Raw genomic sequence first — 11,526 nt, forward strand, 5'->3', positions numbered from 1 at the left:
TGCCGTCCCTTCGGAAACTACCCGAGGGGTCTGACAACGGCAGCCGGAGCGGGGGAAACCGTCAGGTCCCGGGCTTGCGCCCGTACACGAAGACGTCCTCGCCGTTGGTCAGCATGCTCCAGTAGGCCTTCGCGTCCGTCGTCGTCATGTTCACGCAGCCGCCCGAACCGGGCGGGTTCCACATGCTCTTGGTGACCGAGTGGAAGGCGATGCCCCCGTCGAAGAACTGCGAGTAGGGCATGGACACGTTGTAGATCGTCGACCAGTGGTCGATGGACCGGTAGTAGATCTTCTTCAGGCCCGTCCGCGTCGGCGTCTCCGCCTTGCCGGTGCGCACCGGCACCGGACCGTACTTCAGCGCCGCCCCGTCCTGGATCCAGCTGAGCTGCCGGGTCAGGTCGACGCACGCGATCCGCCCCAGGTTGACGGGGCATTTCCCCTCGGCGTTCGGATTCTTGCCCGCCGCCCGCTGCGCCAGCATCGTGCTCATCGTCTGCCAGGTCAGCGGCCCGGCGTACCCCATGGTCGGGGTGATCCCGTGGGTGGCCTGGAACGACTGGATCGCCGTGCAGTCGGCCGCCGACTGCACCCCGTCCACCGGCCGCCCGAGGAACTGCTCGACCTGCCGCTGGTAGGGCCCGGTGGTCACGTTGCAGCCGGCGGCCTGGGCCGTCCCTCCCCCCACGACCACCAGGGGCGCCGCAAGCGCCAGAGCCCCGCCGAACACCACCGCAGCCCGCCGCCGCGCGCGCACGCGTATCGCCGCCATCTGGTCCTCCCCTGCCTCGCCCGCACTGTGGGGCGCAATGCCTCCCAAGCTAGAGCGAGTTGCGCACGGCGCACAGACCTTGAACGGAGTTGGCCGCCACGGGTCCGCCACCGGTCCGCACCGGTCCGCCGGCGGACCGGTGCCGGGACGTTTGGCGCGGGGTCAGCGGGCCGCCGCGGCGCGGGGACCGCGAGCGCCCGGGGCGAGCATCCGGCGGCGTTCGGCGCGGGCCGCGTGGGATCCGTACAGGGTGATCGAGACGACGCCCAGCACCGCCAGCAGCGCGATCCCGACCGTGGCCGCCCACCCCGAGGCGTGGTAGGCCAGCGCGCCCAGGGTGCCGCCCGCGCTGGAGCCGAGGTAGTACGCGGACTGGTACAGCGCCGAGGCCTGCGCCCGGCCCGTCTTCGCCGTCCGGCTCACCGCCGCCGACGCCACCGCGTGCCCCGCGAAGAAGCCGGCCGTGATCAGCACCAGCCCCGGCAGGATCAGCCACAGCGAGTCGCCGAGCGACAGCAGCAGCCCCAGGGCGGTCGTGGTCACCGCCAGGTACAGCGCCCCGCGCCGGCCCGCACGGGCCACCAGCTGACCGGCCGCCGCCGAGGAGACCGTACCCACCAGGTACACCAGGAAGACCGACCCGACGACGCCCTGGCCCAGCGAGAACGGCGCCTCCACCAGCCGGTACCCGATGACGGTGTACACGGCCCCGAACACGGTCATGAACAGCGCGCCGATCCCGTACAGCCGCAGCAGCAGCGGATCCCGCAGGTGCCCGGCGACGGTACGTCCCACCGCGCGCGGGTTCAGCGACGCCGGCCGGAAGAACCGCGCCCTGGGCAGCAACACCAGGAAGGCCGCCGCGCAGACCAGCGCCATCACGCCGACGGCCAGCAGCCCGCCGCGCCAGCCCCACAGCTGCGCGCCCCAGCCGGTGACGATGCGGCCGCTCATGCCGCCGATGGAGTTGCCGGCCACGAACAGGCCGATGGCCCCGACCAGCGCCTTCGGCTTGACCTCCTCCGCGAGGTACGCCATCGCGGAGGCGGGGATCCCGGCGATGGCCGCGCCCTGCACCGCGCGCAGCGCCACCAGCCACTCCAGGCTCGGCGCGAACGGCACCAGCAGGCCGATGCCGACGGCGACCACCATCGAGCAGGTCATCATCCGGGTCCGGCCGAACCGCTCGGACAGCGCGCTGAGCGGCAGGACGAACAGGGCGAGGGCGCCGGTGGCCGCGGAGACCGTCCAGCTGGCCTGACCTGCCGTCACGCCGAAACCGGCGGAGACCGCGGGCAGCAGCGCCTGGGTGGAGTAGAGGAGGGCGAAGGTCGCCAGGCCCGCGGCGAAGAGCGCGAGGCTCATCCGGCGGTAGCCGGGGCGGCCGGGGGAGCGGGGCTCGGGGGACGACGGGGTGGAGGCGCCCGTGATGACGGGCGCCCCGGTATGAGCGGGAGGCATGCCTCGAACCTACGCCCACCCTTTTTCATGCGTCCAATGCACAAACCCGGGATAATCAATCCACCAGCGCATCACCGCACTCCAGGGCCTCGGATATCAATGAACCGTTACGAAGAAGACATGGCTGTGACACAAGGGCTGGCCCCGCGCCTGGCCCAGTTCGTCGCGGTCGCCCGGCACGAGCACGTCACCCGCGCCGCCCACGAGCTGGGCGTACCGCAGTCCACCCTGTCCCGGGCGATGGTCCGCCTCGAACAGGACCTGGGCGTCTCGTTGTTCGCCCGCAAGGGCCGCACCGTCGCCCTCACCACGGCGGGCCGCACCTTCCTCGCCTCCGCCGAGCAGGCCCTCGAGGGCATCGCCCGCGCCGCCGGGTCCGTCCAGCAGGACGCCGACCCGTCCTTCGGCAAGGTCGCGTTCGGCTTCCTGCACACCCTGGGCCCCGAGACGGTGCCCGGCCTGATCCGCGCCTTCCGCACCGACCACCCCGGGGTCCGCTTCGCCCTGGTCCAGAACTACGGCGAGGCCATGCTGGAGAAGCTCCGCGCCGGCGAACTCGACCTCTGCCTGACCTCGCCCGTCCCCGACGCCCCCGACCTGGTCGCCCGCCGCCTCGACGAGCAGCGGCTGCGGCTGGTGGTCCCGGACGACCACCGCCTCGCGGGCCGCAAGCGCATCCGCCTCGCGGAGGCCGCCGAGGAAACCTTCGTCACCCTGGAGCCCGGCTACGGCCTGCGCCGCATCACCGACAACCTGTGCGCGGAGGCCGGGTTCACCCCGAAGGTCGCCTTCGAGGGCGAAGAGGCGGAAACCCTGCGCGGCCTGGTGGCGGCGGGCCTGGGCGTGGCCCTCCTCCCCCCGCCGCCCGTGGCCCGCCCGGGGGTGGTCGAGCTGACGGTGACGGCGCCGCGCGCGGCCCGCGAGATCGGCGTGGCCTGGCTGGACGGCCACCCGGACACCCCTCCGGTGGCCGCCTTCAAACGCTTCCTCCTCTCCCGCCGCGGCCGCCTCATCCCCGAACTGGAACCCCCGTCCTAGCCCTCCCCGGGGCCCGAGGGCCGGTTCTCCTTCTTGACGCGCCGCTCGCGCGGCTCGGCCGCGGACGGCCTCCCCGGCTTCGCGCCGCTGCGCCGGACTCCGTCCGTCGGCCTGCCGGTCGGCGGCCCGTCGTCGCCCGGCGCCGGTGGAGGGAATGACGATCGGCGGGGCCTGCCGAGGGCCGGAAGCCGTCGCCCCGGCGAACGTCAGCCCGTACGGAGCAGCGTCCTGCCCCGCTCGTACGTTTCTCGGGCGTGCGCGTTGGCGAGGTGGGGCCGGAGGGAGGAGGCGCACCACGGGGTCGGCCCGCCGGCGGAGGGGTTCTTCGCCTCACCCGCATACGCCTGGAGCCCGGCGAGGGCTACCTGGCCCCGACCGAGTACCTGGTGCACGACGGATCCACCGAAGGCCAGGAGCATCGCTCGGCGGCAGCGTTCTGGCTCGGCCGGTGGGCGCGCGGCGTTCTGCCCTCCCTGGTCTGAGGCTAGGCCGGTGCGCCGGTTCCGGGGTCCCCGTCCGGGCAGTGTGGTCTGTTCGCCGTGGAGAGCAAGTAGCCGGCCTGGAAGCGGGATTTGGCGCCGATGGCGCGCATGATCTCGGCGATGTGGCGTTGGCAGGTGCGTTCGGACATGCCGAGGCGGCGGGCGATGACCTTGTCTTCCAGGCCGTCGGAGAGGAGGCGGACGATGGTCTGGCGGAGTTCGTCGGAGACGGCGCGGGCGGCGTCCGGGCCGACGCTTGTGGGGAAGGGTTCGGCGCCGAGCCAGGAGCGTTCGAAGGTGGCCGTCATGAAGTGGACGACGCTCGGTTCGCGGACGACCAGGGCGGCGCCCTGGCGGTCGGGGACGGCCATGAGGCCGGTGTGGGCGTCGAAGATCAGCATGCGCATGAGGCCGTCGCCGAGGGTGCGGACCTGGGCGCCGAGTGCCGTGATGCGTTCGACGTAGGCGGCGGTGGGGCGGGAGTAGCGGGCGGTGTGCTGGTAGATGGTGCGCATGCGGACGCCGCGGGTCAGCAGGGACTCGTCCCGTCCGACCGCTTCCTCCAGGCTTTCCTGGGGCCGGCCGCCGCCGGGCTGGGAGGTCAGCAGTTCCCGTTCGCAGGCCGCGGCCAGTTCGGTGATCAGTCCGCGGACGGCTCCGAGGTCGGTGACCAGTTCCAGGCGTCCCGACCCGCTCAGGTCCCGGTGCGCGGCCCCCGCCTCGTACGCGGGGACCAGAGCCTCCAGCCGCCCGCGCAGCCGGTCCATCTCGTCGTGGGTCTCCCGTACGCGGAGTGCCAGCGGGGCCAGCGCCCGGGCCGCCGCCGCGCGGGGCGCGACCGCGCACCAGCGCTCGGGTCCGTCGCCGTCGGGGACCCGCTGGAGCAGGTGTGCGGCGGCCAGCTCGGTGACGGCCGCGCCCGCGCGGGCCCCGAGGGCGGTGGTGGCCTCGGCGACGGTGAAGGCGTGCCGGTCGACGGCGTACGCGTACAGGCGCCGGGCCGTGGGGCTCAGGTCTTCGGGGTCTTCGGAACCGGCGTCGGCGCGGTCATCGGCGGGGGCTGGCATATGCACATTCGTCCCTGCCTGTGCCCCTTCGTAAACCCCTCCGGTTCCCGCAAGGCGACAAGCCGACGCCTGAACGACCGCTTCCGGCATATGCCGAACCGGCACAGTGGACCCACGACCCGCGGCCGCGCCGGAACACCGGGGCCGTCCGACCGAGAGGGGACGGAACGGGAGGTCCCGGCGTTCCGGCGCGGCCCGCGGTCAGGCCGGCTGCGCGTAGGTGCCGAAGCCCGTCCAGTCCACCGCCACGCACGGCTCGTCGCCGAGCACCCACGCGTCGTGCCCCGGGGCGACCTGCATGAAGTCCCCCGGGCCGTACTCGGCGCCCTCGCCGTCGTCCATCACGACCTGCATCCGGCCGCTGACCACGTAACCGGTGTGCGCCGACTGGCAGCTGTCCGTGCCCGCCAGCGGCTTGATGTGCTCCGACCACTTCCAGCCCGGCTCGAACACCGCGCGCCCGACCGGCCCGCCGTCCGTCTGGATCAGGTCCAGCCTGCCCTTGCCGTCGGCGAAGGGCCGCGTCTCGTCCGCGTTGTCGAAGTTCCTGCGCACCATCCCGGCCATGGCGGACCGCCTTCCGGAGAGCACCCCGAGCAGACCCCGAGTCCATTTCTCACTCTACGCCCGCACCCGCCCCCGCTCAGCCCCTCAGGGACCGCCCGAAACCCGAGGCCAGCGGCATCCGCAGGCCCAGCGGCGGAGGCGCCGCCAGCGCGTCCACGACCGGCCGCGAGTACCGGCCCGCGAGCATCGCGCCGAGGACGAAGTCCACCGCCAGCGCCACCACTTCCGAGCGGTGCTCCCGCAGCCCGTGGCCGTCCGAGTGCACCTCGAACCGGCAGGTAGAACGATTCGCCTTCTTCGCGCGGGCCGCCAGCCGGAAGGAGGACTCCGGGTCGCTGCGCGCGTCGTTCGTGCCGTGCACGATCAGCACCTGCCGCCCGGCGAGCTGTTTCACCGGTTCAGGGGAGCCCGCGTCCGAGCCCTCCGTTAAGCAAGGGGCCAGCGCCACCACCGAGTTGACGGCCTCGTGCCCCGCCGCCAGCAGCGCCGCCCTGCCGCCCGCGCCGAAGCCGGCCAGGCAGACCGGGACGTCCCCGTACAGCCTGACCACCTCCTGCGCCGCCCACGCGGCGGCCTCCTCCCGGGGTCCGGCCCCGTGCGCCACCGGGTGCGCCACCAGCCCCTGCGCCCCGCCCGCCCGGGCCAGCGCCCGCGCGAGCGGGCGTACCGGACCGGGGGCGAGTCTGGAGGCTCCGGGAAGCAGGAGCACCACACCACTGACCGTCGAGACCGAGCCGTTCGCGCCGGCCGCCCGCCCCAGGCGGGCCCCGCGCGCCGGCGGCGCATGCTGTGCCATGGCGGAACAGTCTCAGACTGACAGGTGTACGCCACCCGTCCGTACGGTCTCTGTTACATATCGACCCCTGCGGCCGACGCGCTGCTCTACGCGCGTAGGAGTAGAGTGCCGGGATGACGAGCGAGACCCCCAACCTGCCCACCCCGGACCAGATCCGCCGCTCCCCGAAGGTGCTGCTGCACGACCACCTCGACGGAGGGCTGCGCCCCGGGACCATCATCGAGCTGGCGGCCGAGGTCGGCTACGACAAGCTCCCCGAGACCGACGCCGACAAGCTGGGCGTCTGGTTCCGCGACGCCGCCGACTCCGGCTCCCTCCCGCGCTACCTGGAGACGTTCGCGCACACCTGCGCCGTCATGCAGACGAAGGAGGCCCTCTTCCGGGTCGCCGCCGAGTGCGCCGAGGACCTGGCCGAGGACGGCGTCGTGTACGCCGAGATCCGCTACGCCCCCGAGCAGCACCTCGAAGCCGGCCTGACCCTCGAAGAGGTCGTCGAGGCCGTCAACGACGGCTTCCGCGAGGGCGAGCGCCGCGCCAAGGCCAACGGCCACCGCATCCGCGTCGGCGCCCTGCTGACCGCCATGCGCCACGCGGCCCGCGCGCTGGAGATCGCCGAGCTGGCCAACCGCTACCGGGACAACGGCGTGGTCGGCTTCGACATCGCCGGCGCCGAGGCCGGGTTCCCCCCCACCCGCCACCTCGACGCCTTCGAGTACCTCAAGCGCGAGAACAACCACTTCACCATCCACGCGGGCGAGGCCTTCGGCCTCCCCTCGATCTGGCAGGCCCTGCAGTGGTGCGGCGCGGACCGCCTCGGCCACGGCGTGAAGATCATCGACGACATCGAGGTCGCCGAGGACGGTTCCGTCAAGCTGGGCCGCCTGGCCTCGTACGTCCGGGACAAGCGCATCCCCCTGGAGATGTGCCCGACCTCGAACCTCCAGACCGCCGCGGCCGCCTCGTACGCCGAACACCCGATCGGCCTGCTGCGCAAGCTGCACTTCCGGCTGACGGTCAACACGGACAACCGCCTGATGAGCGGCACCAGCATGAGCCGCGAGTTCGAGCACCTGGTCGACGCCTTCGGCTACTCGCTCGACGACATGCAGTGGTTCACCGTCAATGCGATGAAGTCCGCGTTCATTCCTTTCGATGAACGACTCGCGATGATCAACGACGTGATCAAGCCGGGCTATGCGGAGCTGAAGTCCGAATGGCTGTTCCGGCAGACCGCTTCCACCAGCGGAACTGTCTCGGCCTAGGCCACGGAATGACCCGCTGAAAGCGTCCGGGAGACTCAACTCCCGGACGCTTTCTCGTATTTAAGGATGTTTGCGGGACCGGGTTTGAAGTGGCTAGTTTGCGGAGCCGCTCAGTTTCCCCGTCGCAAGGACGATTTTTCATGAAGCAGTCTGCTGCCAAGTCCCTCGGTGTCGCTGTGATTGGTGCCGCCCTCGCCGCGGGCGCCGCCGGCACCGCCTCCGCCTCGGCGCTCCCCGCCGCGAGCCTGACGGACACCCTCGGCTCCCTGACCAGCGCCACCAGCTCCCTCACCGACCAGACGCAGCAGCAGGGTGCGCAGGAGAGCGAGGCCTCCGACGCCGCCGCCCCCGTCACCGGCCTGCTCGGCGGCCTCGCCCCGGTGGCCGCCCCGCTCGGCGCCCTCGGCTGACCCCAGCCCCGCGAAATCGCACGCACGCGCACGCGGCGCACGCCCCTTCGAGGAGGTGTGCGCCGCGTCGCGCGGTGTGCCACGATCACCACCAACTGCCCGCCGACGCACGGGGTATGAGGTCCGGTCATGCGCATCACGGCACGTTTCACGGCGCCCGCGACGAGGTTCGCGCTGCTCCCCGCACTGCTCCTCGGAGCGGTCGCCTGCGGCAGCGGTACGGACACCCCCGCGCCCGGGAAGACCCCCGACCCCAAGGGCTCCGCGGCCGCCCGCCCCTCGGGCGCGCCCGGCGCGCCGGCGGCTCCCGCCGCACCCAAGGCCAAGGACGCGAGCCTGGAACGGGCCGCCCTCGTCCAGGGCGACCTCGCCGGCTACCAGATCTCCGCGCAGGGCAAGAACCCGAACGCCCCTGACGGGCAGCCGCAGGCCGACAGGAAGGCCTGCCAGCCGCTGGCCGACATCATGGGGGACAAGCCCGACCCGGCCGCCCACGAGACGGTCAACCGCGGCATCGGCTCCCAGAAGCAGGTGGGCCTCGCGGTCTCCGCCTCCGTCAGCTCCTACGCGGAGGCCGAGGCCAAGCGGGTCGTCGCCCGGCTGCGCGAGGCCGTCGCGGCCTGCGGCACGGGTTTCACCGCCACCGTGGAGAAGCAGACCGGCCGCTACCGGGACGTGAAGGCCGTCCCGTACAGGACGGCGGGCGACGAGACGGTCAGCTGGACCACGACCGCCACCGCCGAGGGAGTCTCGGCGCCGGTCCACCTGGTCGTCGTACGCCGGGGCGACCGGGTCGTGCGGCTGATGGCCCTGAACGTGGCCGCCGCGGACCAGAAGGCGCTGGTCCCGCAGGAGATCGCGGACAAGCAGCTGGAGAAGGTCAAGAAGGCGGGCTGAGCCCGGGACGAGCCCGGACGGACCCGCGCCGGAGACCTGCCGGAGACCCGCCGGAGGACCGCCGGAGACCGGGGACCTACCAGGCGGTCCGCGCCGCGCCCGCGCCGGCCTTCTCGTTCGGGAGCAGCAGCCACAGCGCCAGGTAGATGAGGAACTGCGGTCCGGGCAGCAGGCACGAGGCCACGAAGATGATCCGCATCGTGCGGGCCTTGATACCGAAACGCCGTGCGAGCCCGGCGCAGACGCCGCCGATCATCCGTCCGTCACGGGGGCGGGTAATCGCGCTCATTTTCTTCTCCTTCGTATGGGGATCGCGCTCCGGGACCTTTCCCTTCCGCGATGCCTCAATACTCGCGCGGTACCGCCGAAAGGACCTCGGTCCAGGGTCCGATGCCGACCCTGGTAATTCTCGGGGTGGGCCCCTGAGACGCGTGCGTCCGGCGCAGCCGCCTGCGCAGCACCGGCACGACGGCCAGGTGGACGACGACCACTCCGGCGGTGTTCAGCAGCAGCGCGTCCACGTCCAGCACCCGGCCGGGGACCGCGGTCTGCAGCATCTCGATGCCGAGCGAGATCAGTACGGCCGCGGCCGCCGTCCGGACCAGCGAGGACCAGGCCGCCAGCGGCCCCGCCGCCAGCCGGCCCCCGGCCAGCGGCAGCAGCACCCCCAGCGGGGCCAGCAGCGCCAGCCCCTCGCCGATCCGCCGCGCGGCCTCCAGCGGGCCGAAGGCGAGGTCCGCCCGGATCCCCTCCAGCGGGGTCAGGTTCGCGGCCGCCGCCCAGGGGACGTCCAGGGGGCTCAGCGTCAGCCATCCGACGAGCAGCAGATGCGCGGCCAGCAGGGCCCCGCTCAGGAGCCGGGACCGGACCGGGAGCTTCGTGTCGGTGGCGGCGCTGCCGCTGCCCTCATGACGGTGCACACCTGCGAGGACGCACCCCCCGGCGGCACCGGTTCCGGTACTCGTGTCCGTTACGCAGCGGTTACGGCAGCTCAGCGGATGCCCCGATCATCGGACGGACGCCCCTGCGGCCGCGGGCCCCGTCAGCCCGTCGCCAGCAGCACGGCCAGCAGGACCGCGCCCGCCACCGCCGGCGCGATGATCTCGTACGCCCACCGCACGCGGACCCCGCCCTGCGCGCCCGGCCGCCCGGCCCCGCGCTCGGCGAGCTCGCGCAGCTCGTCGATGGTGCGGTCGGCGGCGGCCCGCGGCGGCGCGGCCGGATCCGCCCCGGCGTCCTCGGCCGCCACGCCCTTGCCGCGCAGCGCCTCCCGGCGGCTGAACTGCCGGCCGGCCTTCTTCCGTTCGCGCAGCGACACCGGCACCGACCACAGCTGGTACTTCGACCCCTGGGCCAGCACCTCCGCCGAGTAGCCGGCACGCACCGCGTCCACCGCGGCCCAGGGCAGCTCGATGCTCCGGAAGGGGTTGCGGATCCGCATCCGGTCGTCGTTGGCGAAGACGGCCGGGCGCAGGGTGAACGCCACGATCAGCGGGACGGCGGCCAGCGCGACCGCGACGCCCGTCCACCGCGCGTCCGCCGAGCCCCGTACGACGGCGTCCCCGCACAGCCAGGCGACGAGCGCGAGCAGCAGCACCCCGGAGACGACGGCCATGGGGGAGCGGTAGACGCGGTCGGCGTAGACCGGCTCGTGGGGGGAGGGCGTAGTCATGCGGCCGATTCTGCCCCATGGCCCGCCGGGAGGTACGGGCGAGCGGGGCCACAAGCTCCGATGACGGATCTCACGCCCATATGTGCACCGAGGGGGGTGACAGGCGCTACGCGCGTAGATATGCTCATCTGGTGACCATGCCCACCACCCTCACCGCATTCGCTGACGTGACGACGTCCGACAGCGCGCTGCGCCGCTTCCTGCACGGGCTGCCCGGCGTAGACGCAGTCGGCCTGGAGGCCCGCGCGGCCTCGCTCGGCACCCGCTCGATCAAGACGACGGCCAAGGCGTACGCCATCGACCTGGCCATCTCGATGATCGACCTGACCACGCTTGAGGGTGCGGACACCCCGGGCAAGGTCCGGGCGCTCTCCGCCAAGGCCGTCAACCCCGACCCGACCGACCGCAGCACGCCCATGACCGCCGCGGTCTGCGTCTACCCCGACATGGTGGCCACCGCCAAGGCCGCGCTGAACGGCGCCGACGTCAAGGTCGCCTCCGTCGCCACCGCCTTCCCCGCCGGGCGCGCCGCCCTGCCGGTCAAGCTGGCCGACACCCGGGACGCCGTGGCCGCCGGCGCCGACGAGATCGACATGGTCATCGACCGTGGCGCCTTCCTCGCCGGCCGCTACCTGGAGACGTACGAGCTGATCAAGGCCGTGAAGGAGGCGTGCGTCCGCCCCGACGGCACCGCCGCCCGCCTCAAGGTCATCTTCGAGACCGGCGAGCTGTCGACGTACGACAACATCCGCCGCGCCTCCTGGATCGGCATGATCGCCGGCGCCGACTTCATCAAGACCTCCACCGGCAAGGTCGGCGTCAACGCCACCCCCGCCAACACCCTGCTCATGCTCGAAGCCGTACGCGACTTCAAGGCGCAGACTGGAATCCAGATCGGCGTGAAGCCGGCCGGCGGCATCCGCACCACCAAGGACGCCCTCAAGTTCCTGGTCCTGGTCAACGAGACCGCGGGCGAGGACTGGCTGACCAACGAGTGGTTCCGCTTCGGCGCCTCCAGCCTGCTGAACGACCTGCTCATGCAGCGCCAGAAGCTGAGCACCGGGCGTTACTCCGGTCCCGACTACGTGACGGTGGACTGATCACC

General features: G+C 72.8%; 14 protein-coding genes. 5 read left to right on the top strand and 9 right to left on the bottom strand.

The genetic code is table 11. The features are described from left to right. Window positions 1-61: 61 nt before the first annotated feature. Together D1J60_RS21710 and D1J60_RS21715 are read right to left on the bottom strand one after the other, a co-directional pair. Window positions 62-769 carry a L,D-transpeptidase gene (locus tag D1J60_RS21710; protein ID WP_241253354.1) on the bottom strand — a complete coding sequence of 236 codons (708 nt, stop codon included), beginning with the start codon at window positions 767-769 and terminating at the stop codon, window positions 62-64. 162 nt (window positions 770-931) lie between these two features. After that, on the bottom strand, window positions 932-2,230 hold the full coding sequence (locus tag D1J60_RS21715; protein ID WP_125822206.1) for an MFS transporter: 1,299 nt from the start codon (window positions 2,228-2,230) through the stop codon (window positions 932-934). 99 nt (window positions 2,231-2,329) lie between these two features. Here D1J60_RS21715 and D1J60_RS21720 point away from each other — a divergent pair, with 99 nt between their 5' ends. Beyond that, window positions 2,330-3,268 carry a LysR family transcriptional regulator gene (locus D1J60_RS21720; RefSeq protein WP_125822207.1) on the top strand — a complete coding sequence of 313 codons (939 nt, stop codon included), beginning with the start codon at window positions 2,330-2,332 and terminating at the stop codon, window positions 3,266-3,268. Window positions 3,269-3,474: 206 nt separating this feature from the next. Here D1J60_RS21720 and D1J60_RS21725 read toward each other — a convergent pair whose 3' ends face one another. The 4 genes from D1J60_RS21725 to D1J60_RS21740 form a co-directional block, all read right to left on the bottom strand. Continuing rightward, on the bottom strand, window positions 3,475-3,660 hold the full coding sequence (locus D1J60_RS21725; protein ID WP_125822208.1) for a hypothetical protein: 186 nt from the start codon (window positions 3,658-3,660) through the stop codon (window positions 3,475-3,477). 92 nt (window positions 3,661-3,752) lie between these two features. Continuing rightward, the gene (locus tag D1J60_RS38680; RefSeq protein WP_277607508.1) at window positions 3,753-4,817 is read right to left on the bottom strand and encodes a helix-turn-helix transcriptional regulator; all 1,065 of its coding nucleotides are present in this window, start codon (window positions 4,815-4,817) and stop codon (window positions 3,753-3,755) included. Between the two features lie 201 nt (window positions 4,818-5,018). Then, entirely contained in the window at window positions 5,019-5,384 is a 366-nt protein-coding gene (locus tag D1J60_RS21735; RefSeq protein ID WP_125822209.1) for a cupin domain-containing protein, read from the bottom strand. Between the two features lie 76 nt (window positions 5,385-5,460). Further along, window positions 5,461-6,180 (bottom strand): alpha/beta hydrolase, encoded by a 720-nt coding sequence (locus D1J60_RS21740; RefSeq protein WP_125822210.1) that lies wholly within the window; start codon window positions 6,178-6,180, stop codon window positions 5,461-5,463. 113 nt (window positions 6,181-6,293) lie between these two features. Here D1J60_RS21740 and D1J60_RS21745 point away from each other — a divergent pair, with 113 nt between their 5' ends. The 3 genes from D1J60_RS21745 to D1J60_RS21755 all read left to right on the top strand — a co-directional run bounded on the left by D1J60_RS21745 (window position 6,294) and on the right by D1J60_RS21755 (window position 8,749). Further along, window positions 6,294-7,442 carry an adenosine deaminase gene (locus D1J60_RS21745; RefSeq protein WP_125601765.1) on the top strand — a complete coding sequence of 383 codons (1,149 nt, stop codon included), beginning with the start codon at window positions 6,294-6,296 and terminating at the stop codon, window positions 7,440-7,442. Window positions 7,443-7,582: 140 nt separating this feature from the next. Then, on the top strand, window positions 7,583-7,852 hold the full coding sequence (locus tag D1J60_RS21750) for a hypothetical protein (protein WP_125601768.1): 270 nt from the start codon (window positions 7,583-7,585) through the stop codon (window positions 7,850-7,852). A 129-nt stretch (window positions 7,853-7,981) separates the two neighbouring features. After that, window positions 7,982-8,749, top strand: a complete 768-nt coding sequence (locus tag D1J60_RS21755; protein WP_125822211.1) for a hypothetical protein — start codon at window positions 7,982-7,984, stop codon at window positions 8,747-8,749. Between the two features lie 76 nt (window positions 8,750-8,825). Here D1J60_RS21755 and D1J60_RS21760 read toward each other — a convergent pair whose 3' ends face one another. From D1J60_RS21760 to D1J60_RS21770, 3 genes are all read right to left on the bottom strand, one after another. Beyond that, window positions 8,826-9,038, bottom strand: coding sequence for a PspC domain-containing protein (locus D1J60_RS21760; protein WP_125601774.1), 213 nt, complete (start codon window positions 9,036-9,038; stop codon window positions 8,826-8,828). A 55-nt stretch (window positions 9,039-9,093) separates the two neighbouring features. Further along, complete coding sequence (locus tag D1J60_RS21765) at window positions 9,094-9,603, bottom strand: VanZ family protein (protein ID WP_164721076.1); 510 nt, start codon at window positions 9,601-9,603, stop codon at window positions 9,094-9,096. Window positions 9,604-9,791: 188 nt separating this feature from the next. After that, the gene (locus D1J60_RS21770) at window positions 9,792-10,421 is read right to left on the bottom strand and encodes a PH domain-containing protein (RefSeq protein WP_125822212.1); all 630 of its coding nucleotides are present in this window, start codon (window positions 10,419-10,421) and stop codon (window positions 9,792-9,794) included. 137 nt (window positions 10,422-10,558) lie between these two features. Between D1J60_RS21770 and deoC the strand changes: the two genes are divergently transcribed. Beyond that, complete coding sequence (gene deoC, locus D1J60_RS21775) at window positions 10,559-11,521, top strand: deoxyribose-phosphate aldolase (protein WP_125601798.1); 963 nt, start codon at window positions 10,559-10,561, stop codon at window positions 11,519-11,521. The last annotated feature ends 5 nt before the right edge of the window (window positions 11,522-11,526 follow it).

The organism is Streptomyces sp. W1SF4 (genome assembly GCF_003950035.1).
GTDB lineage: Bacteria > Actinomycetota > Actinomycetes > Streptomycetales > Streptomycetaceae > Streptomyces > Streptomyces racemochromogenes.

What these genes read in the sequence shown, in the direction of transcription:
- D1J60_RS21755 (WP_125822211.1), top strand. Translation starts at nt 7,982, where the DNA reads ATGCGCATCACGGCACGTTTCACGGCGCCCGCGACGAGGTTCGCGCTG.
- D1J60_RS21750 (WP_125601768.1), top strand. Translation starts at nt 7,583, where the DNA reads ATGAAGCAGTCTGCTGCCAAGTCCCTCGGTGTCGCTGTGATTGGTGCC.
- D1J60_RS21770 (WP_125822212.1), bottom strand. Translation starts at nt 10,421, where the DNA reads ATGACTACGCCCTCCCCCCACGAGCCGGTCTACGCCGACCGCGTCTAC.
- D1J60_RS21760 (WP_125601774.1), bottom strand. Translation starts at nt 9,038, where the DNA reads ATGAGCGCGATTACCCGCCCCCGTGACGGACGGATGATCGGCGGCGTC.
- D1J60_RS21735 (WP_125822209.1), bottom strand. Translation starts at nt 5,384, where the DNA reads ATGGCCGGGATGGTGCGCAGGAACTTCGACAACGCGGACGAGACGCGG.
- deoC (WP_125601798.1), top strand. Translation starts at nt 10,559, where the DNA reads ATGCCCACCACCCTCACCGCATTCGCTGACGTGACGACGTCCGACAGC.
- D1J60_RS21715 (WP_125822206.1), bottom strand. Translation starts at nt 2,230, where the DNA reads ATGCCTCCCGCTCATACCGGGGCGCCCGTCATCACGGGCGCCTCCACC.
- D1J60_RS38680 (WP_277607508.1), bottom strand. Translation starts at nt 4,817, where the DNA reads ATGCCAGCCCCCGCCGATGACCGCGCCGACGCCGGTTCCGAAGACCCC.
- D1J60_RS21740 (WP_125822210.1), bottom strand. Translation starts at nt 6,180, where the DNA reads ATGGCACAGCATGCGCCGCCGGCGCGCGGGGCCCGCCTGGGGCGGGCG.
- D1J60_RS21720 (WP_125822207.1), top strand. Translation starts at nt 2,330, where the DNA reads ATGAACCGTTACGAAGAAGACATGGCTGTGACACAAGGGCTGGCCCCG.
- D1J60_RS21745 (WP_125601765.1), top strand. Translation starts at nt 6,294, where the DNA reads ATGACGAGCGAGACCCCCAACCTGCCCACCCCGGACCAGATCCGCCGC.
- D1J60_RS21710 (WP_241253354.1), bottom strand. Translation starts at nt 769, where the DNA reads ATGGCGGCGATACGCGTGCGCGCGCGGCGGCGGGCTGCGGTGGTGTTC.